Genomic DNA, 22,234 nt, shown 5'->3' with positions numbered 1-22,234 from the left:
AACGGGAGGGTACTATGTCAGATAAATTTGCGGTCGTATTAGCTGCCGGACAGGGCACACGAATGAAATCGAAGCTGTACAAAGTGCTGCACCCCGTTTGCGGCAAGCCGATGGTTCAGCACGTCGTGGATAACCTGCAAGAGCTGAACGTAAACCGCATTGTTGTAGTGGTTGGGCATGGAGCGGAGAAAGTACAGGAGCAGCTTGGCACGCATGTTGAGTATGTCATGCAGGAGCAGCAACTTGGAACAGCACACGCAGTCACGCAGGTTGCTCCTCTCTTGGAAGATGCGCCGGGGACTACCCTTGTGCTTTCCGGGGACGAGCCTCTCATTAGCGCGGATACATTAGCGAAGCTTACAGCAGACCATGAAGCGAGCGGAGCTGCCGGAACGATTCTAACCCGGGTTATGGACAATCCAACAGGGTACGGACGCATTATTCGTAATGCACAGGGACAAGTTGAGCGCATTGTAGAGCAGAAAGATGCGAATGAAGAGGAACAGCGTGTTCAGGAGATCAACACAGGCACATATTGCTTTGATAACCAGAAACTGTTCGCAGCATTGAAGAAAGTAGATAATAAAAATGCGCAGGGTGAATTTTACCTGACTGATGTGATTGAAATTTTACAGAAGGACGGCCAAAGCATTGAAGCATCCGTTACAGATGAAGTAACCATTGGGGTGAATGATCGTGTAGCGCTTGCAAAAGCGGAATCTATGATGCGTAGCCGGATTCTTGAAGCTCATATGCGTGCAGGTGTGACTATAATTGATCCACAGAATACGTATATCGAAACGAATGTGGTAATTGGCCGCGATACTGTGATTTACCCGGGTGCGTTGATTGGAGCCGGTACTGTCATTGGAGAAGATTGCATAATTGGACCGAACTCACAGCTTACGAATTGTGAAGTAGGAGATCGTGTTCACATTAAGCAGTCCGTATTGATGGACAGCCGTGTTGACAGCGATGCAACGGTTGGGCCGTTTGCGTATGTGCGTCCGAACTCACATGTAGGAGAGGGCGCTAAGGTCGGCGATTTCGTCGAGTTAAAAAATACGACACTTGGCAAGGGTAGTAAAGTTTCGCATCTTACGTATCTTGGAGATGCGGAGATCGGTGCCGATGTAAATGTAGGATGCGGTACGGTAACGGTGAACTACGATGGCGTGAAGAAGTATAAGACGGTTGTAGGAGACGGCTCTTTCGTCGGATGTAACACGAATCTGATAGCGCCGGTAACAGTGGGAGAAGGAGCATATATTGCTGCAGGTTCCACCATCAATCAGGATGTTCCGGATGGCGCACTTGCCATCGCCCGTACACGCCAGACGAACAAAGAAAATTATGCAAGCAAAATTATAAAGAAATAAGTATAGACAGTATGGAGGTTATAGAGCAGTATGGCGAATTATCGCGACCCGAAATTGAAGGTCTTTACGTGTAATGCAAACCCGGCTCTGGCAAAAGAAATCGTAGATCATATTGGTCTTCCGATGGGAAATGCGCAAGTTATACATTTTAGTGACGGGGAAGTACAAATTAAGCTAAACGAAAGTGTTCGCGGTGCGGACGTATTCGTCATTCAGTCCACAAGTGCCCCAGTTAATGAGCACCTGATGGAGCTGCTCGTTATGGTAGATGCATTAAAACGTGCATCTGCAAAAAGCATCAATGTTGTAATTCCGTATTATGGGTATGCTCGTCAGGATCGTAAAGCGCGCGCGCGTGATCCGATCACAGCGAAGCTGGTAGCGAACCTGATTGAAACGGCCGGAGCGCATCGTGTGATCACTATGGACCTCCATGCGACTCAGATTCAAGGCTTCTTTGATATTCCAGTTGACCATTTGCTTGGTGTGCCGATTCTCGGCAAGCACTTCGCAGATAAAAATCTCGAAGACATTGTCGTTGTATCACCTGACCATGGCGGTGTAACACGTGCTCGTAAACTGGCTGAACGTCTGGAAGCGCCGATTGCCATCATTGACAAACGCCGTCCGGAGCCGAACGTGGCGGAAGTGATGAATATCGTGGGTAATATTGAAGGCAGAACAGCGATTATTATTGATGACATCATCGATACAGCTGGTACGATTACACTGGCAGCTCATGCACTGATGGAAGCTGGAGCAAAAGCTGTATATGCATGCTGTACGCACCCTGTATTGTCTGGTCCAGCAATCGAGCGTATCGAGAATTCAAGCATCAAAGAATTGATCGTAACAAACTCTATTCCGCTCGGACCGGAAAAACAGAGTGAAAAAATTAAGTCTCTTTCTGTTGCGCCGATCATCGGGGAAGCGATTATTCGTGTCCATGAAGAACTGTCAGTAAGCAAGCTGTTTGACTAATTGAATGCAAGATAAGCGCATCCTGAGCGGGTGCGCTTTTTTGTAATGGAGGAGAACGTATGAAAGTCATTGTAGGATTGGGTAATCCAGGTCGTGAGTATGAGATGACACGACATAATGTAGGCTTCTGGGCAATTGATCGCCTGGCAGATGAATGGGGTATTGCGCTGAATCAAGGTAAGTTCAAAGGGTTGATTGGGGAAGGGCGTGTAGGAACCGAGAAGGTCATTCTCGTCAAGCCACTGACGTATATGAATCTGTCCGGGGAATGTGTGTCGCCACTGCTGAGCTTTTACAAGCTCGATCCGGAAGAGGATCTGCTGGTAATCTATGATGATCTTGATCTACCATGTGGTAAAATTCGTCTTCGAACTAAGGGGAGTGCAGGTGGACATAACGGCATTAAATCACTACTTGCACATCTGGGCACACAGGAGTTCAAACGCATTAAGGTCGGGATTGATCGTCCGGAGCCGGGTCGTAAAGTGGTGGATTATGTGCTTGGCACATTCCCACCGGAGCAAAAAGCCGATGTTGAAGAAGCTGTCAAACGGGCTGCTGAAGCATCGAGAGCGTGGACCGAAATTTCGTTCTTGCGCGTGATGAACCAATACAACGGGTAAAGTATGGCACGAATCGCTTCTGGACAGAATAGGATTGAGAATATGATTCTTTCTGGAGGCATACGTATGACCATACGATATATTTGTCCGCATTGTAATGCCATTCATGCCGTTGTTACGCACCCGGACGCAACAGAGCAGCGCTTAGGCTTCGATTCCTTGACCGAGACAGAGAGGAAACATATAATTAGCTATGAAGCGAACGGGGATATGATAGCCAGTGTCACATGCGAATTTTGCAGTGAAGCGATTGAGCGCTATCCAGAGCTTGCATATCCTTTGCAATAAACGCAGACAAGGCCTTGGCTTTTGCGCTAAGGCTTCTTTTTGTATGGTAGGGGCTATGTGGGGAGGAGGAACGGGATATGAAAGGTCTGATAGAGACCTTTATGCATGATGATGAGTTTGCAACCATCGTCAGCGGATATGAACGAGGATTGCGCGAACAGCTTGCATCAGGACTTGGAGGTTCGGCGCGTCAGGTGTTTTTTGCCGCGCTGTATCAAAAAATGGCGCGGCCACTTGTCATTGTCACGCACAATATGTATCAAGCACAAAAAGTACATGACGATTTAAGCCAGTTCATACCGGGAGAAGAGTTATGGCTATATCCGGCAAATGAAATGGTCCTCTCTGAAGTGGCAATTTCAAGCCCGGAAACGCTCAGCCAGCGTCTTGAGGTGTTGAATGCGCTCTCGAGTGGAAAGCGCGGTATTTTGATTGTGCCGTATGCAGGCGTACGTCGCTCTGTGGTGCCGGTGGAGAAATGGCGCCAGGCTCGAATTACGTTTACAGTTGGCAATGAGATCGATAGAGAAATCTTTCTGGAGAAAATGATTGCACTCGGGTATGAGCGAGTGGAAATGGTAGAGGCGCGCGGTGAGATGAGTGTGCGCGGCGGGATCATAGATATTTTCCCGGCTTATATGATGCATCCGATTCGGATTGAACTGTTTGATACGGAGATCGATTCGATCCGTACTTTCGACATCAGTGACCAGCGTTCTATTGAGAATTTGCAGGAGATTGTAGTAGGACCGACCCGCGAAGTGTTCGGGGAGCGAGATGTTTTCCTGGCTGCTGCCGAGAAAGTAGAAGCTCATATGAAAGAGACGCTTCCGAAGATTAAGGCAGTACAAGTGAAAGAATTGATTGCCGAGAAGGTCGGCTGGGAAATCGAGCAGTTGCGTCAGGGGCATGCCTTTACTGGAATCTATAAATATATTTCATTTTTATATTCGGGGCGCCATACATTGCTAGAGTATATGAGCGGCCAGCCTCTGCTTATTGTGGATGAGCCTTCCCGTATTGTAGAGTCTGCTGCTCAGATGGAGAAAGACGAAGCGGAATGGAAAACGGCACTCATTCAGGAAGGAGAATTCCTTCCTGATATAGAGGTGTCCCATCCTATAGAAGAGATTCTTTCATCCAAAAAGCGTCCGGTTCTACATGTTGCTCTATTCTTACGACAGGTTCCTAAAACAAGTCCACAAAATATTGTGAACTTTAATTGCAAAACCATGCAGAATTTCCACGGTCAGATGAATGTACTAAAAGGTGAGCTAGAGCGCTGGAAGAAATCGAATATGACCGTTATATTTTGTGCGGCAGATGAAGAACGCGCCCGCCGCCTCGAGCATGTATTTCACGACTATGAGATGGAAGCCGATATTGTGCTCCAGCCAGAGCAGGCGCTCATAAGTAAGCAGCCAGTTATTACGCTTGGCAATCTGCAGGGCGGATTCGAGCTTCCGATGCAGCATCTGGTTGTGATTACAGAAAGTGAAGTATTCACGCAGAAGCAGCGCAAGGCATCCAAAACTCGTAAAAATTTGAGTAATGCTGAGCGGATCAAAAGCTACACAGAGCTTGCAGTTGGCGATTACGTTGTACATGTCAATCATGGGATCGGGAAATATCTCGGCATTGAAACGCTTGATATTAACGGGATTCATAAAGATTATCTGCATATTAAATATGCAGGCAATGACAAGCTGTACGTACCGATTGAACAGATCGATCAGGTACAGAAGTATGTTGGCAGTGAAGAAAAAGAGCCGAAGGTATATAAGCTCGGCGGCACAGACTGGAAGAAAGTTAAAAATAAAGTTCGAGCATCCGTTCAGGATATTGCGCAGGATCTAATCAAATTGTATGCGGAGCGCCAGCAGGCAAGAGGTTATGCATTCAGCAAAGACGGAGAAGAAATGCGGGAGTTCGAAGCGATGTTCCCGTATGATGAGACAGATGACCAGCTGCGCACAATTTGTGAGATAAAAGAAGATATGGAAATGCCCCGTCCGATGGATCGTCTGTTGTGTGGAGATGTGGGCTATGGGAAGACGGAAGTGGCCATTCGCGCTGCCTTTAAGTCAGTGATGGACGGCAAGCAGGTAGCTATACTTGTGCCGACTACGATTTTGGCACAGCAGCATTACGAGACATTCCGGGAGCGTTTTGCGGATTATCCGGTTACTATTTCTGTGATTAGCCGCTTCCGTACCCGCAAGGAACAGACGCAGACGCTCAAAGGCGTGAAAGACGGAACGGTTGATATTGTCATCGGGACACACCGCCTGCTGTCCAAGGATGTCATATTCAAAGATCTTGGCCTGCTTATTGTGGATGAAGAACAACGATTCGGTGTGACTCACAAGGAAAAGCTGAAGCGTCTGAAAACGAACGTCGATGTACTGACCCTGACGGCAACGCCAATCCCGCGCACGCTTCATATGTCCATGCTCGGTGTGCGAGATCTGTCCGTCATTGAGACACCACCGGAGAATCGGTTCCCGGTTCAGACGTATGTAATGGAATATAGCGCAGGTCTTGTACGGGAAGCAGTTGAGCGCGAACTTGCACGTGAAGGCCAAGTGTATTTCTTGTATAATCAGGTACAGGGTATTGACCAGATGGCCGAGCAGATTCGAATGCTTGTGCCGGAGGCTAAAGTAGTGGTGGCTCACGGCCAAATGAGTGAAACGGAGCTTGAATCCGTCATGCTCAGCTTTCTGGAAGGAGAATCAGATGTACTAGTCAGTACCACCATTATTGAAACAGGTGTTGATATTCCAAATGTAAACACATTGATTGTCACGAATGCCGACCGAATGGGTTTATCCCAGTTGTATCAGCTACGAGGGCGTGTTGGGCGCTCCAATCGAATTGCTTATGCGTATTTTACGTATCAGCGTGATAAGGTGCTGACAGAAGTAGCAGAGAAACGTCTGCAGGCGATTAAAGAATTCACGGAGCTTGGTTCCGGTTTTAAAATCGCGATGCGGGACTTGTCCATTCGCGGTGCGGGTAACCTGCTCGGCGCTGAACAGCATGGCTTTATCGCATCAGTCGGATTTGATTTATATAGCCAGATGCTTAAGGATGCCATCGAAGAGCTTAAAGGTGAACCGCAAAAAGAAGAAGAGGTTCATCCTGAGATTACGATTACCATTGATGCGTTTATTCCGTCCGATTACATTCAGGACGGTAAACAAAAAATCGAAATGTACAAGAAATTTGCAGCCGCTTCTTCTTTTAGCGATCTCGATGATTTGACAGAAGAGCTGATCGACCGTTTCGGAACGATTCCGCACAGCGTGATGAATCTTCTGCATGTAGCTAAGTTGCGTGTATATGCACGTGAGAACCGAATCGTAGAGATTGCACAGAAGGGGGAAGCTGTCCTCCTGACATTCCATGAAGATCAGACGACGAAAGTGGACTGGAGTATTTTGTACGACTTGGAAGGATCGCTGTCGCGCCGCATTTCTTTATCACGTCAGGCACAGCAAGTAGTAGTCAGCCTGAAGGTGAAAGGGCTACAATCAGAAGAGATCGTAGAACAACTGGAAACATTTTTTGTGCAATTCGATGCAGTAAAAAAGAAAACAGAAGGCGAGGAAGCAGCAGATGTGGCAAAATAAACGGATTGGCCGCCTGATTGGTACAGGTGTGCTGGCAACAGCAATCCTGCTTGCAGGATGTGGAAAACAAGAAGTGACAGTAGCAAAATACGATAATAATAAAGTGATCACGGAGTCTCAGTACAAGAATTATATTGCGATCGTTGAGGCCATTGAACCGGGTATTGGTGAACAGATTAAAGCAGGAAATAAAGATGCTCTGACATCGGTTCTTCATTATGAGATTTTGACTGCGCATATTGCCGATCAAGTAAAAGAAACAGATGACATGAAAAAGGAAGCAGAAGCAAACTTCAAGCAGTTTGAAGATATGAACAAAGCGCAGCTTGAGAAGGGTAAAACCATTGATCAGTACTACAAAGAAAAGAACGTGACAAAGAAAGATGTAGAGGATTTCTTCTTGAGCCAGCTCAAGCTGATTACGTATTTCTCGAATGGCATCCCGGAAGCAGATAAAAAGAAAGAATATGAGCAGGCAAAAGCGCAGGGTTTCCTGACATCGGCTGATGTGCGCCATATTCTGATTTCGACGGAAAAACGATCAAAAGCAGAAGCGAAGAAAAAAGCGGACGCGCTTGTAAAAGAACTGCGCGGTGGTGCGGACTTCGCGAAGCTAGCTAAAGAAAACACGGATGATCCGGGTAGCAAAGGAACAGGTGGCCTGTATCACCATACGATGGAAGATTTCCCGCTTGCACAAACAGCGGAAGCGTACCGCAAAGCTGCCATGACGCTGCCGCTTAACAAAATCAGCGATCCGATCGAAACGGAATACGGCTATCACATTATGCGCATTGAGAAACGTACAGATGAGCCGTATGCTAAAGTGGAAAAAGACATTACCCGCATGTTAGCACAGCAGAAAGAAAACGACTTCTATACGAATAAGTTAAAGGGAATTATCAAAGAAGAAAAAATTCCAGCTGCTATGATCAAAGAGCAGCCAAAACAGACAGCTCCAAATCAGCCTGGACAGACCCCGGTTTCACCGGCACCAGCGCAGCAGCCAGCTCCGAAACCAGCTAATCAATAAGAAAAGAGTAGAAAAACCGCTTTTTCATTCAGAAAGAGCGGTTTTTTTTTCGGTTGCATTTTACTGTGGTATGTATGGTGAATATTCTCCAAGCAGGGGATAAATACTACAAGCAAGTTAGAAGTTGCAGTCATGTCATTACTCCAAGAAAGCGAGGCATCAAGAACTTATGAAAGCAACTGGAATTGTTCGCCGTATCGACGATCTGGGGCGTGTTGTTATTCCGAAAGAAATTCGCCGTACGCTTCGTATTCGGGAAGGCGATCCGCTCGAAATTTTCGTTGATCGCGACGGGGAAGTTATTCTGAAGAAATATTCGCCAATTGGCGAACTCGGAGATTTTGCGAAAGAATATGCCGATTCTCTGTTTGAAAGCACGAACCATATTACGCTGATTAGCGACCGTGATACAATCATTGCTGTATCCGGGGCTTCGAAGAAAGAGTATATGGATAAGCCAGTCGGTGAAATTATCGAATCGTGCATGGAAGACCGCAAAGTAACCCTGCAAACGAATGCAGGAGAGTACGAAATTATCCGTGACAATGAAGACCCGTATACGTCGTATGTCATTGCCCCGATTATTGCAGGGGGCGACCCAATCGGTGCTGTCATTCTCCTGACGAAAGAAGAGCAGGTAAAAATGGCGGATCTGGAAGTGAAGCTTGCAGAGACTGCCGCAGGCTTTCTGGCCAAACAGATGGAGCAATAAAAAAGAAAGCTTTCCACAGGGGCAACCTGGCGGGAAGCTTTTTTCTTTTGTGAAAAGCAGACAAGTTAGAAGGAAGGGACGCATAAGCTTACTAACAGGGGGCAAGTCCGGCAGTGCCTTCAGCCAAGTAGTTTTATGGTATAATAACCAGGAATTTACCGGGAAAAGAGAGGGGAATCTATGTCCAGGGATCAGGGGGCATCATTTTTAAAAGGAGCGGCCATACTCGGAGCCGGGGCCTTGCTGTCAAAGATGCTGGGTGTCGTATACCGCATTCCTTATCAAAATATTACGGGTGACCTGGGCTATTATGTATATACACAGGTGTATCCACTCTATAGTGCGCTTTTGATTCTGGCAACCGCAGGATTTCCGATTGCGATTTCCAAATTTGTCGCAGAGAAGTTGGCGGTTGGAGACGTATACGGAGCCAGGCGTGTTTTTCGTGTATCAGCCGTAGTGCTGAGTATAACGGGACTGCTGTTTTTTGTGCTGCTATGGGCCAGCGCACCGTGGATTGCTTCGCTTATGCGAGATGTGCGATTGACGCAGCCGATTCGGAGTGTTTCATTTGCACTTCTAATCGTGCCGATTATGGCAGCGATGCGAGGTTATTTCCAGGGGCATCACAACATGGTACCGACTGCTGTATCACAGATTGGGGAGCAGTTCGTCCGAGTTACCACCATTATTATCCTATCGTATTGGTTTATGAAAACAACCGGAGATGTATACCTGGCCGGGTCGGGTGCAGTCTTTGGTGCGGTAACGGGTGCGAGTTTTGCCTTTTGTATTATGCTTCTGTTCTGGCGGCGCAACGGGGCCAGCCAGCGGCAGTATGGTCAGGTACATGACCGAGCAATGACCGGGCAAAGTGATACGGTGCGCGATATTGTTCGCAAGCTTTTTTATTATGCGATTCCCATCTGTCTTGGGTCGCTTGTGCTCCCACTCATGCAGCTCGCTGATTCGTTCTCTGTTGTAAGTATGCTCATGCGGGGAGGATATGGATCAGACGAGGCGTATGTATTAAAAGGGGTATTCGACCGGGGCCAGCCACTTGTACAGTTTGCCGCATTCCTTGCGACAGCACTGTCACTGTCGATTGTTCCGGCCATTGCGGAGGCCCAGGCACGGAGGCAGTCCCATCTGATTGCCGAACGTACGGAACTGGCATTGCGTCTTACGTTCCTCTTCGGGTTGCCCGCTTCGATTGGACTTGCCATCGTGGCAGGTCCAGTGAATGTTATGTTGTATGAGAACGGAAACGGGACGACTGCGTTGACCATCCTAGCGTTTACGACGATTTTCTCAACGCTTGGTATTACATCCGCAGGGATTCTACAGGGAGTGGGGCAGGTCGTACTGCCGGTTCGCAACCTGCTGATTGGCGTGCTCGTTAAGCTGGGGCTTAATATTGTGCTTATTCCGATGTTTGGCATTGTGGGTGCGTCGCTGTCCACTACTTGTTCGTACATGATTGCGACAATATTAAACGTATACGCTGTTGCGTCTTTGACTGGCGCACGATTCGGGTTCGTGTCGTTTTTCTTGAAACCGTTCACCGCTGTTGGGATGATGGCGCTTGCTGCATTCGTTGCCCGGCAGGCAGCGGAACACAGCCTTGCAGGTCTTATTTCTTCCCCACGACTGTATTTCACAGCGGTTAGTCTGGCTGCCGTAGGAGCGGGTGTGATGATGTATGCGGCAGCGTTGTTGCTGTCGGGAACGGTAACGCGGTCCGATCTGGAGAGTACAAAGGCGGGGCGCAGACTCGTTCCCTTACTTAAACGCCTGCGTCTGCTGCATGAATAAAGAGTGTGTAAAGGAGCGTATTATTAATGAAGAAACTGGTTATTATCGGGCTTGGAGCGGGCAACCTTGAAGGGTTGCCGCTCGGTGTGTACCGGGCAATTAAGGAAGCGGAGCACCTGTATTTACGTACGGCGCACCATCCGGTTGTAGACGAACTGGTTGCAGAAGGGGTTACATTTGAAAGCTTTGATCATGTGTACGAAGCGCATGATGATTTTCCAGAAGTATATGAAGAAATTAGTGAGCGCCTGTTGAAGCTTGCAAGTGAGTACACAACACTTACGTATGCAGTACCGGGTCATCCACTTGTGGCGGAACGGGCAGTGCAGCTTTTGCTTGCCAAAGCGCCGGAACGAGGCATAGAGGTAGAAGTAAAAGGTGGGCAAAGCTTCCTTGACCCGGCATTTGCCGCGCTCAAGGTTGACCCGGTCGAAGGTTTTGCGTTGCTTGATGCGACAGACTTGCGCGAACATCAATTGCAACCAACAATGCATCAGCTAATCTGCCAGGTGTATGATTCATTCGTCGCGTCTGATGTAAAGCTGACGATGATGGAAGTGTATCCAGATGAGTACCCGGTAACAGTTGTTACGGCGGCGGGCATTGCCGGACAGGAACAGATTACGACTGTGCCGCTATATGAATTAGACCGCCTTGATACATATACGAACCTCACGACGGTATACGTGCCACCAACTGAGGATGATCAGGCATTGAATCGACAGTTCTTCCGCCTCCGCGACATCGTGGCGATTTTGCGCGGTCCAGACGGCTGCCCGTGGGACCGTGCCCAGACGCATGAATCGATTCGGAAAAACCTGATTGAAGAAACATATGAAGTGCTCGAAACGATTGACGATGATGATCCGGATGCGATGTGTGAGGAAATGGGTGATCTGCTTCTTCAAATTATGCTACATGCACAGATGGCAGAAGAGGATGGTTACTTTACTGTCCGGGATATCATTGCCGGGTTAAATGAAAAGCTGATTCGCCGCCATCCGCATGTGTTTGGTACATCAGAGGCGGGCAACGAGGTGGAAGCCCTTCAGAATTGGGAAGCCATTAAGAAAGAAGAGAAGAAAGAGAAGGGCACTGATCGGGCAGCATCACGCTTAGATGGTGTTCCGCGCGACTTGCCTGCGCTGATGAAGGCGTACAAGTACCAGAAGAAAGCGGCTCAGGTCGGATTTGACTGGGACGAGCTTGAAGAAGTATTGGATAAAGTAAAAGAAGAATGGCAGGAGCTTCGTGAGGCGACAACACCGGAACATCAGCGGGAGGAACTGGGGGATTTGCTGTTTGCCATCGTAAACGTTGCCCGCTTCATGAAGATTGATCCGGAGGAAGCACTGGCACTGACAAATAAGAAATTTTATTCCCGGTTCTCCTATATCGAGCAAAGTCTTGAGGAAGCGGGCAAAGCGTTCGAGGACGTAACACTTGATGATATGGAGGCGTTGTGGCAGGCGGCGAAACAAGAAGAAAAAGAGGAGGAAACAGAATGAGATTGGATAAGTATCTCAAGGTGTCGCGTCTCGTTAAGCGACGTACCCTTGCCAAAGAAGTGTGTGATCAGGGGCGCGTTACTATTAATGGTCAGGCAGCCAAGTCAAGCGCCAGTGTGAAAGTCGGTGATGAGTTGGCCGTACGGTACGGCAATAAGACCGTTACCGTCAAAGTAGAGAAACTACTGGACACAACAAAGAAAGACGAGGCGGCAACACTCTACACGCTACTGAAAGAAGAAATGATTCCACGTGAAGATCGGGAAAATGTCGATACGGGCATCTGGTAAGCATACAGAGAGACGGGCCATATGAGGCTCGTCTTTTTTCTGTTCTAAAGGACGGCTCTCCTCCATACGATGGTATAAAAAGGAGGGTATGCCGCGATGATGGACACGAATCCGAAGAAACAGATCCGCCATGATGTCGTGATGATCAACCGTAAGAAGCTTGATATCACAGGCGTGCTAAAAGTTGAGAGCTTCGATCATGAGGAATTTCTCCTGCAAACGGAGGCGGGGTTCCTGACGATAAAAGGGAAAAATCTGCATATGAAAAACTTGAGCCTTGAGACGGGGCAAGTGTCGATAGAGGGCATCGTATTTGCGATGGAGTATATCGACGAAGCATATCAGGGGGAGAAGGCCAAAGGGTTGTTTGGCCGGATCTTTAAGTGACGCTTACCGGGCAAGCCGTAACGATGCTGGCGATGGTACTGTGTGGGGGCGCAGTGGGGATTTTGTATGATACATACCGGACGTTTGAGCGGCGCTGCCACCTGACTCGCTGGCTCGTCTGGCTATGTGATTTTTTGTTCTGGATAAGCTGTATGTTTCTCGTGTTTGGTACACTGCTACGGGTGAATGAAGGCGTCGTGCGTCTCTATATCTTTTTTGGAATCGGGATCGGCGCGATTGTCTACTTCCTGATGTTTAGGCGTCCGTATCTTGCCCTGCTGAATCGGATTATCGCGTTTGGCCTGTGGCTGTATCGGCTTCTGCTTCGTACAGGCTATTACTTGCTTGTCGTCCCGATTCTTTTCTTGTATCGGGTAGTCAAGAGGATTGCCCTTTTTCTCCTGACCTGCCTGCTCGTTACCGGGCAATGGCTCTTGCGTCCGTTCCAGTGGGTGGGGCGATGGATCTGGAATGCAGCATGGAGCCGAATCCGAAAACCGCTTGGCCGGGCAAAGCGATATGGTACGAAACGATGGCAAGCCTTGACTGCGTGGCTAAAAGGTAAGAAAATGTAACGTGACCACACAGGAAAGGTGGAAGACTATGCAGAAACCGCAATCTACGCCACAAAACTACGGACGTAAGCGCCGAATGCGTGTTTTGCAGATTTTTGTCGTTCTGTTTCTGGGATGGGCCGGGTATACGTACTATGAGCAAAGCCATGAACTGGCCGAAAAACAGCGCAGTTTCGCGGATTTACAGCGCCAGGCAGATGAAGCAAAGCAAAAGCAGAAAGAACTCGAATCACAGGTGAAGCGCTTAAATGATAGCCAGTATATTGCAGAACTGGCTCGCCAACAGCTCTTTCTTTCAAAGCAGGGTGAAGTCATCTTCATCACGCCTGAAAAAAACAAAAAAACACAGTAATACCAACGGTTGAGGGGTGAAATGCCTCTCTTTTTTCTTGTCATTTTCCTGCCGTCGAAACGTCGACATCTCCCGAAAAGCAGCGTATAAATTGTCGGAATTTTTTTATTAAATATTCTGAAATTTTGACAAATTATCCGTTTGGCATGTGCTTATAATGGGAATCACCAAAATCCGAATAGGTGGTGTTGACGATGGCAAACCAGGCATCAGCAAAATGGACAGGAAAAATGAGAGTGTCTGATTCAATTCAACAGGCAGGCCAGCAGATGGGTGAAAAAGGAAAATGGTGGATTACAAGTGTTGCCACACGATGGGGTGCGCTTCATCTTCTCATGGGGCTCTTACTTGGGCGAGCCGTGATCTTGCAGGAGCTCTCGCCATTCGCTGTCCCTTTTTTCGCTGTTATGTATTTCCTCAAGAAAAACAGGCTGCTGCTAATTATGTTCTCAGTCGTCGCGGGCAGCGCCATGCAGTCAACAGGAATCGCGGCGTCAAATTTTACGGCAATGGCTCTGATTGTCGTGATGCTAAGTATTTTGGAGCGGCGAAAAAAGTCCGACTTGCATTACGCGCCCCTTCTCTCATTTCTCGCGGTCCTCCTTGCAAGTAATACCGTTGACTATTTTGCAGGACATCTCGGGTTATATGCGGCATTCATGAATGTGGTCGAAGCTGTGCTGAGCCTGATTCTAGCTCACATCTTCGTGCATGCGATTCCTATCCTTACGATGCGGCGAAACGCCAATCATTTGCGAACCGAAGAGATTATTTGCCTGATTATTTTATTAGCTTCTGTCATGACAGGAACGGCAGGCTGGATTGTGCAAGATATAGCAGTTGATAACGTTCTGGCTCGCTATCTTGTGCTGCTATTTGCGGCAGTTGGAGGGGGGACAGTTGGAGCGGCTGTCGGGGTCGTGACCGGCCTGGTACTAAGTCTGGCGAATGTTCAGGCTGTCTATCAGATTAGCCTGCTAGCATTTTCTGGCCTTTTGGCCGGATTGCTTCGTGAGGGCAATAAGCTGATTATTGCCGCAGGCTTATTGATGGGTTCGTCGATCCTGACGCTATATGTAGGAGAGCATCGAGAGATTTTGCAGTCAACGCTGGAGACATTTATTGCGGTTATGCTGTTCCTGTTTACGCCGCGGTCAGTGATGAACGAGATTGCCACCTTTATTCCGGGTACGGAAGAGAACGAGTCGTCCCAGCAGCAGTATTTACGCAAAGTGCGGGATGTGACCGTCGATCGAATTGAGCAATTCTCGCGCTTGTTTACCAAACTGTCTGATACGTTCGTGAATCCTCATCTTGTGGAGGAGGCAAGTGAGGAGATGCAGGTAGATGCGTTTTTGGCAGAGGTAACAAGGCATACGTGTGATCGTTGCTGGAAGCGGGAGCAGTGCTGGACCCGCAATTTTGAAGGGACGTATGAGTTTATGAGCGACATGGTTCACGTGATGAAGCGTGAGGGGGAAGTTACGGTTAACGATATGCCGAAAGAATTCCTGCGCAAATGTGTGCGGCAGGAGCGTGTGATGCAGGGGATGGAACGGGAATTTGTCCGCTGGCAGAACCAGCTGTATTTAAAGCAGCAAATTGCAGACAGCAGACGTCTTGTGGCGGAGCAGCTGGCCGGGGTATCGCGTGTGATGCATAATTTTGCCGGAGAATTGCAAAAAGAAGGCATTCATCTGCATCTGCAGGAACAGCAGATTTTGCAGGCACTTGACGGGATGGGGCTCTCAGTGCGGGATGTCGACATATTGAACCTAGAAGAAGGGAAGGTGGATATTGAGATTGTTCAGCCGTACTGCCAGGGACGGGATGAATGTTCGAAGCTGATTGCGCCACTGTTGACGGACATTCTCGGCGAGAAAGTTACGGTGAAAGAAAAAGGGTGCCAGGCTTTTGCAGATGGATCATGCAAAATGTGTCTTGGATCGGCCCAGGAGTTTGAATTACTGACAGGGGTAGCCGGAGCCGCCAAAGGAGGACAGCTATTATCCGGTGATTGCTTTAAAATCATGGAGTTCGGGCCGGGCAAAATGGCGCTCGCGATGAGCGATGGCATGGGAAATGGCGAGCGGGCATACCGGGAGAGTTCCGCTACGCTTGAGCTGCTGCAGCAGCTTCTCGAATCCGGTATGGAAGAAGCGCTCAGCATCAAATCAGTGAATACTGTGCTGTCCCTGCGCTCGCCGGATGAAATATTTGCGACGGTAGATCTTGCGCTCATTGATCTGCACAATGCGAAAGCTAAATTCATCAAAACTGGCTCTACGCCAAGCTTCATCAAGCGCGGTGATCAGGTCATTCCGATCTCGGCCAATAATTTGCCGATCGGCATCATTGACGACATCGACGTGGACATTGTAAGCCAGCAGTTAAAGCCAGGTGATCTTCTTATCATGATAACGGACGGCATTTATGAAGCGGCTCGTACAGTTGAGAATAAAAATTTATGGATGAAGCGTAAAATTTCTGAGTTGAAAACAAATGACCCTCAGGAGGTGGCTGACTGTCTGCTTGAACTGGTGATTCGCCATCACTATGGTGAAATTCATGATGATATGACGGTAATGGTAGCACGAGTGGACCGCTATACGTTGCCATGGGCAACGATTCCTGTACCGAATGCGCCCCACATCGACCGTCCGCGTTATGTAAGTTAGACAAATTTCGTGCCCTCGTACATCAAAGAGAGGAGGGCACGTTTTTTCTTTAATCAGGCAGGAATAGGGTAGTATAATGGAAAGGGGGTGAACGGATTGAAAATAGAGGCTATTAGGATTAAGAATTACAAAGTGTTTAAAGACGTCACTTTAACAAATATGCCCAATATGGCGATATTTTTAGGAGCTAATGGGGTTGGTAAATCAACATTGTTTGATATCTTCGGCTTTCTTCATGACTCTTTGAAAAATAATGTTCGAGCTGCCTTAACTAAAAGAGGCGGGTATAAAGAAGTGGTTTCTAGAGGACAGAAAGGACCGATAGAAATTGAAATTAAATTTCGTCCGATGCCTACAGAGCCACTTGTTACGTATGATTTGAAGATAGGCTTGGACGAAAAAGGAATACCTATTGTACAAAGAGAGGTGTTAAAATATCGTCGCGGCGAGTATGGAAGTCCGTGGCACTTTTTAGATTTTTCAAATGGTAGCGGTAAAGCTATAATCAATGAGAGTGAATACGGACAAAGAGGTGTAGCCCCAGAGCGTGAAGAACAAAGATTGGACTCTCCAGATATTTTAGCTATTAAAGGTTTAGGTCAATTCCAAAAATTCAAGCAAGTTTCTGTGTTCCGGAGATTGATTGAGGGCTGGCATGTTTCTGATTTTCATATCCATGCAGCTAGAGCGAGTCAAGATGCAGGTTACAGTGAACACCTGTCTCCAACTGGTGAAAATCTTCCGCTAGTTGCCCAATTCATGTATGAACATCATCCAGATATTTTTAATAAAATTCTAAAAAAAATGTCTGAACGGGTTCCGGGTGTTAAAGATGTAAAAGCAACTACTACTGCTGATGGAAGAATCGTGCTCAGTTTTCAGGATGGGGCTTTTAAAGATCCGTTTGTAGCTAGGTTTGTTTCAGATGGAACGATAAAAATGTTTGCCTACTTACTGTTGTTATATGATCCAAATCCACATCCTTTACTATGTATTGAAGAACCAGAGAATCAATTGCATCCAGAGCTTTTAACAGAACTAGGTGAGGAGTTTAGACTCTATGCCGAAAATGGAGGGCAGGTTTTTATCTCTACTCATTCTCCTGATTTTGTAAATGGGGTAGATATATCAGAATTATTCTGGCTAACTAAAAAAGATGGTTTTACCGAAATAAAAAGAGCGATTGATGATCCAATTATTAGAAGTTTGGTTGATGAGGGGGATTTGCTGGGATCATTGTGGAAACAAGGCTTCTTTAAAGGAGCGGGTCCCTTGTGAAGCATCTAATGTTCTTGTTAGAAGAACCATCGACGAAGAAGTTTTTAGATGAATGGCTACCAAAATGGCTTCCAGAAGATATAGTATTTACAACAGTTCCACATGAAGGAAAGCATGACTTACAAAAATCAATTCCAAGAAAAATAAGGGCCATGAAGAATATTCCGGACATAAAATTTATTATTATTCATGACCAGGATAGTGCGGATTGTATTGAATTAAAAAAGCAACTTCAAGTATTGTGTAGAGAAGCCGGATGCGAAGATGTGCTTATCCGTATTGCTTGTCACGAGCTAGAATCATGGTTTTTAGGTGATTTATTAGCTGTAGAAAGGGCTTTTAATGAAAATGGGCTGTTTGAAAAGCACGGACAAAAAAGTAAATTTCGTGAGCCAGACAAGTTAAACAATGCAGCTCAAGAGTTAAAAAAGATCATTCCTTCTTATCAAAAAGTAAATGGTGCTCGAAAAATAGCAGCTTACATATCAATTGAGAGAAATCGATCCTTGAGTTTTAGGAGGCTATATGAGGGCATTAATAGAATGATATGATGGAATATGGGGAGCTAAATAGCTCTCTTCTTTAATTTTTTGAAACCGTGTATTTTTTCTATACGTATAGTACATATAGGCCGGAGGAGGTCAGTCAACATGAGGGATAGTTTGCTTGTGCATGTACAGCGCTTTATAAAAGAGCGCGATCTTATACATGCAGGAGATGCGATTGTGATCGCAGTCTCAGGTGGACCTGATTCAGTAGCGCTGCTTCATTTGTTTGCCGGTCTTCAAGAGCAGCACAATTTTCATCTGACTGCTGCGCACCTCAATCACTGCTTTCGCGGTAAGGAGTCAGAGGCGGACAGTCGGTATGTGCAGTCGGTATGTGCAAAGCTTTCTGTTCCTTGTGTAGCGGAAGCTATTGATGTGCCGCGTGTTATGGCAGAGACAGGAGCGGGAACGCAGGAAGCTGCCAGACAGGTGCGATACCATTTTTTGCACAGGGTAGCCAAAGAAACAGGGAGCCGGATCATCGCAACTGCACATCATGCAGATGATCAAATGGAAACGGTACTCATGCGTCTTGTTCGTGGTACAGGAATAGAAGGACTAGCCGGGATTCCGGTACAGCGTGAAGAAGAAGGACTGTCAATTATCCGACCGATGTTGACTGTGACAAGGGAGGAGATCGAAGCGTACTGTGCTGCGCATGATTTACAACCGCGCCATGACCAAAGTAATGACAGTGATAAGTATTTGCGCAATCGTATTCGAAGACACTGGATGCCGCTTATGAAGCAGGAAAATCCGCATTTGGCAGATGCGATCACGCAACTAACCGCGCTTGCTCGAGATGAAAATGACCTGATGGATCAAATCACTCGGGATACACTGGCGGAAATCATACACACTAAAAATCCGAATACAATAGTGATAGTACAAAATGGTTTTGTATTGCATCACGTTGCTTTACAAAGGAGGATGATTAAACTAATATTAAGTTATCTGCTGAAAAGCGACATTGGTAACATTCGTTATTTCCATATTGAGAATATCAGACAAATCATCGCCGATACATATCCTTCTGGTCGACTTGATCTGCCGGGCGGCATACAGGTGCGCCGAGAGTATCAGCGGGTGGTTTTTTCGTCTATATATAACGATGTTTCTATACCCCCCTACATATACACGTTGGAAGTTCCAGGAGTGGTATACATTCCTGAGATTGACAGAACGTTTCGTAGCCGTTTCGGTAAACGGACGGATGTGGAAAACGCTGCTTTGGCGGGTACATTTGCCGTGTTTGATCCTGCCAAGATCAAGGGTAAGCTATACGTGAGGCAGCGGCGGGCCGGAGACCGAATGACGGTTTTGGGCATGACTGGAACGAAAAAGGTGAAAGATATTTTTATCGACGCCAAAATTCCACAGCCAGATCGCGAATCTATCCCCTTGCTTACGGATGAAAGCCAAATCCTCTGGATTCCAGGTATTCGGCGTTCTGCCGCATACATACCGGAAGAGAGCACGGGCGATTTGTTATATGTAGAATTTCAGTAAGTCGCTTTTATAGATTGAACAAAGGTATGAAGCGTCAGGAGGACCATCATGGAAAAAGACATTGAAAAAATACTGCTTTCAGAGGAAGAAATCTCCGCAAAAGTAAGCGAACTGGGCAGTATTCTCTCTGAAGAATACGCAGGCAAGAACCCGCTTGTTATTTGTGTTTTACGCGGAGCTGCGCCGTTCATGACTGATCTCGTGCGCCGCATGACGATTCCTCTTGAAATGGACTTCATGGCGGTATCAAGCTACGGGAAATCGACTCAGTCGTCCGGTATTGTCCGCATCATGAAAGACCTGGATACATCAGTAGAAGACCGCCATGTTCTCGTAGTAGAGGATATTATCGACAGCGGACTTACATTGAGCTATCTGGTTGATAATTTGGAACGCCGTAATGCGGCATCTGTAAAGGTGGTAACCTTGCTGGATAAACCAGCACGCCGTGCCGTTGACCTAAAGCCGCACTTTAGTGGGTTCCAGATTCCAGACGCATTTGTAGTAGGGTATGGGCTCGATTATGCGGAGAAATACCGCAATCTGCCGTACATTGGTATTTTGAAGCCATCGGTTTATAGCTAGGTCAAGCAAGTTGTGAGCCTGTATGGCGTGTGGTAAAATAATGTAGTGTTTGAGCGCGAGAGGAGGTAAGGAATGAATCGGTTCTTCCGCAATACAGGATTTTATTTGCTAATTATTCTAGTAACAGTTGGGATTGTTAACTTTATCACCAACACGGGACCGGATACCACAAAAATCCCTTATAATGAGTTCCGGCAGTATTTAAGCCAGGGTAAGGTCGAAGAGGTCCAGATTCGTCCGGATCGCGGTACGTATTATATTTCAGGTAAAATGAAGGACCAGACGGCATTTTACACGAATGGACCTTTGTATGATAACAAAAGCCTGATTGACAAGATTGAAGCCGCTAACCTTTCCAAGGAAGAATATTTGGAACAAAAGGGTGACTCGGTCTGGCTTACCTTCCTGACATCAATCATTCCGTTCGTTATTATCTTCATTCTGTTTTTCTTCCTGCTGAATCAAGCCCAGGGCGGCGGCAGCAGAGTAATGAACTTCGGAAAAAGCAAGGCGAAGCTTTATAACGATGAGAAGAAAAAAGTTACGTTTAACGATGTAGCCGGTGCAGATGAAGAGAAAGCCGAACTGGTAGAAGTGGTGGAGTTCTTGAAAGACCCGCGTAAATTCGCGGCACTGGGTGCACGTATTCCGAAAGGCGTATTGCTTGTCGGTCCTCCGGGTACCGGTAAAACGCTTTTAGCTCGTGCTGTAGCCGGTGAAGCAGGCGTGCCGTTCTTCAGCATTAGTGGCTCCGACTTTGTTGAGATGTTTGTCGGTGTCGGTGCATCGCGTGTGCGCGACCTGTTTGAGAATGCGAAGAAGAATGCACCATGCATTATCTTTATTGATGAAATTGATGCAGTTGGACGTCAGCGTGGTGCCGGTCTTGGCGGTGGTCATGACGAGCGGGAACAAACGCTTAACCAGTTGCTCGTAGAAATGGACGGTTTCGGTGCCAACGAAGGGATCATCATCGTTGCTGCAACAAACCGACCGGATATTCTTGATCCGGCGCTTCTTCGTCCGGGACGTTTTGACCGTCAGATTACGGTTGACCGTCCAGACGTGAAAGGCCGTGAAGCAGTCCTTCATGTACATGCACGCAATAAGCCGCTTGGTGAAGCGGTTGATCTTGATATTATCGCACGTCGTACACCAGGCTTTACGGGTGCAGATCTTGAGAACTTGTTGAATGAGGCCGCACTTCTTGCAGCCCGCCGCAACAAGCGCAAGATCGATATGGATGAAGTGGATGAAGCAATCGACCGCGTGATCGCTGGTCCAGCGAAGAAGTCACGTGTTATCAGTGACGATGAGAAACGTCTCGTAGCATACCACGAAGCGGGACATACAATCTGCGGTTATTTCCTCAAAAACGCGGATATGGTGCATAAGGTTACCATTATTCCACGCGGTAGCGCAGGTGGATACACCGTGATGCTACCGAAGGAAGATCGTTTCTTCGCTACCAAATCTGACCTGCTCGACAAAATCGTCGGTCTCCTTGGCGGTCGCGTAGCAGAGGAGCTTGTGCTGAAAGAAGTAAGTACAGGCGCTCATAACGACTTCGAACGTGCAACAGGCATTGCTCGCCGCATGGTTACAGAGTTCGGGATGAGTACGAACCTAGGTCCGATGCAGTTTGGTCAGAGCCAGGGTCAAGTATTCCTGGGTCGTGATTTTGGCCATGAGCAGAACTATAGTGATGAGACAGCGCGTCAGATCGACCAGGAAATCCAGACGATCATCCGCGATTGCCATCAGCGTTGTGCGGAACTGCTGACTGAGCATATGGATAAACTGGAAGGAATAGCGCAGGCTCTTCTTGAAGTCGAAACACTCAATGCAGAACAGATCAAGAGCATCATTGAGACGGGTACGCTGACGACTAAAGTTGGTGGCGTGAAAGAAGTAACGTCTGGTGATGTGAAAGTTCAGATTACAGGTAAGGCTGATGAAGCCGCTCCGTATCCAGGCATTGATAGCGAGAATAACGACAAACCGAGCGTGTAATGGAAAAAAACCTCCCGATTTAGGGAGGTTTTTTCTTGTACAGGG

The 22,234-nt window shown here is 47.3% G+C and carries 19 protein-coding genes; all 19 read left to right on the top strand.

What is annotated here, in order from left to right:
- Positions 1-14: 14 nt before the first annotated feature.
- The gene (gene glmU / locus CB4_RS01490) at positions 15-1,379 is read left to right on the top strand and encodes a bifunctional UDP-N-acetylglucosamine diphosphorylase/glucosamine-1-phosphate N-acetyltransferase GlmU (protein WP_096463263.1); all 1,365 of its coding nucleotides are present in this window, start codon (positions 15-17) and stop codon (positions 1,377-1,379) included.
- 30 nt (positions 1,380-1,409) lie between these two features.
- Entirely contained in the window at positions 1,410-2,360 is a 951-nt protein-coding gene (locus CB4_RS01485; RefSeq protein ID WP_096463262.1) for a ribose-phosphate diphosphokinase, read from the top strand.
- Positions 2,361-2,419: 59 nt separating this feature from the next.
- On the top strand, positions 2,420-2,983 hold the full coding sequence (gene pth / locus CB4_RS01480; protein ID WP_096463261.1) for an aminoacyl-tRNA hydrolase: 564 nt from the start codon (positions 2,420-2,422) through the stop codon (positions 2,981-2,983).
- A 66-nt stretch (positions 2,984-3,049) separates the two neighbouring features.
- Complete coding sequence (locus tag CB4_RS01475; RefSeq protein ID WP_096463260.1) at positions 3,050-3,271, top strand: anti-sigma-F factor Fin; 222 nt, start codon at positions 3,050-3,052, stop codon at positions 3,269-3,271.
- Between the two features lie 77 nt (positions 3,272-3,348).
- The gene (gene mfd / locus CB4_RS01470; RefSeq protein ID WP_096463259.1) at positions 3,349-6,906 is read left to right on the top strand and encodes a transcription-repair coupling factor; all 3,558 of its coding nucleotides are present in this window, start codon (positions 3,349-3,351) and stop codon (positions 6,904-6,906) included.
- Complete coding sequence (locus tag CB4_RS01465; protein ID WP_096463258.1) at positions 6,893-7,939, top strand: peptidylprolyl isomerase; 1,047 nt, start codon at positions 6,893-6,895, stop codon at positions 7,937-7,939. The genes mfd and CB4_RS01465 overlap by 14 nt, the downstream gene beginning before the upstream one ends.
- 169 nt (positions 7,940-8,108) lie before the next feature.
- Positions 8,109-8,651, top strand: a complete 543-nt coding sequence (gene spoVT, locus CB4_RS01460; RefSeq protein ID WP_096463257.1) for a stage V sporulation protein T — start codon at positions 8,109-8,111, stop codon at positions 8,649-8,651.
- Positions 8,652-8,831: 180 nt separating this feature from the next.
- Positions 8,832-10,466 (top strand): putative polysaccharide biosynthesis protein, encoded by a 1,635-nt coding sequence (locus CB4_RS01455; RefSeq protein ID WP_096463256.1) that lies wholly within the window; start codon positions 8,832-8,834, stop codon positions 10,464-10,466.
- A gap of 26 nt (positions 10,467-10,492) precedes the next feature.
- Positions 10,493-11,974 (top strand): bifunctional methyltransferase/pyrophosphohydrolase YabN, encoded by a 1,482-nt coding sequence (yabN, locus tag CB4_RS01450; RefSeq protein WP_096463255.1) that lies wholly within the window; start codon positions 10,493-10,495, stop codon positions 11,972-11,974.
- Positions 11,971-12,264, top strand: a complete 294-nt coding sequence (locus CB4_RS01445) for an RNA-binding S4 domain-containing protein (protein ID WP_096463254.1) — start codon at positions 11,971-11,973, stop codon at positions 12,262-12,264. Before yabN ends, CB4_RS01445 begins: the two co-directional genes overlap by 4 nt.
- A 96-nt stretch (positions 12,265-12,360) precedes the next feature.
- Positions 12,361-12,651, top strand: coding sequence for a sporulation protein YabP (yabP, locus tag CB4_RS01440; RefSeq protein ID WP_373681380.1), 291 nt, complete (start codon positions 12,361-12,363; stop codon positions 12,649-12,651).
- Entirely contained in the window at positions 12,648-13,226 is a 579-nt protein-coding gene (gene yabQ / locus CB4_RS01435) for a spore cortex biosynthesis protein YabQ (protein WP_096463253.1), read from the top strand. The genes yabP and yabQ overlap by 4 nt, the downstream gene beginning before the upstream one ends.
- A 28-nt stretch (positions 13,227-13,254) precedes the next feature.
- A complete protein-coding gene (locus CB4_RS01430; protein ID WP_096463252.1) occupies positions 13,255-13,578 on the top strand; it encodes an FtsB family cell division protein in 324 nt (107 codons plus the stop codon).
- Positions 13,579-13,772: 194 nt separating this feature from the next.
- Positions 13,773-16,256, top strand: coding sequence for a stage II sporulation protein E (gene spoIIE, locus CB4_RS01425; RefSeq protein WP_096463251.1), 2,484 nt, complete (start codon positions 13,773-13,775; stop codon positions 16,254-16,256).
- Between the two features lie 96 nt (positions 16,257-16,352).
- A complete protein-coding gene (locus CB4_RS01420) occupies positions 16,353-17,534 on the top strand; it encodes an AAA family ATPase (RefSeq protein WP_096463250.1) in 1,182 nt (393 codons plus the stop codon).
- Positions 17,531-18,085, top strand: a complete 555-nt coding sequence (locus CB4_RS01415) for a DUF4276 family protein (RefSeq protein WP_197703131.1) — start codon at positions 17,531-17,533, stop codon at positions 18,083-18,085. Before CB4_RS01420 ends, CB4_RS01415 begins: the two co-directional genes overlap by 4 nt.
- Positions 18,086-18,184: 99 nt before the next feature.
- Entirely contained in the window at positions 18,185-19,591 is a 1,407-nt protein-coding gene (gene tilS / locus CB4_RS01410) for a tRNA lysidine(34) synthetase TilS (RefSeq protein WP_096463249.1), read from the top strand.
- A gap of 48 nt (positions 19,592-19,639) precedes the next feature.
- Positions 19,640-20,176, top strand: coding sequence for a hypoxanthine phosphoribosyltransferase (gene hpt, locus CB4_RS01405; protein ID WP_096463248.1), 537 nt, complete (start codon positions 19,640-19,642; stop codon positions 20,174-20,176).
- A 72-nt stretch (positions 20,177-20,248) separates the two neighbouring features.
- The gene (gene ftsH, locus CB4_RS01400; protein ID WP_096463247.1) at positions 20,249-22,189 is read left to right on the top strand and encodes an ATP-dependent zinc metalloprotease FtsH; all 1,941 of its coding nucleotides are present in this window, start codon (positions 20,249-20,251) and stop codon (positions 22,187-22,189) included.
- The last annotated feature ends 45 nt before the right edge of the window (positions 22,190-22,234 follow it).

Origin of the sequence: Aneurinibacillus soli (genome assembly GCF_002355375.1) — a bacterium.
In the GTDB taxonomy this organism is placed as follows: domain Bacteria; phylum Bacillota; class Bacilli; order Aneurinibacillales; family Aneurinibacillaceae; genus Aneurinibacillus; species Aneurinibacillus soli.
The sequence above is the reverse complement of the archived record's forward strand: the minus strand, read 5'-3'. Positions and strand labels throughout refer to the sequence as shown.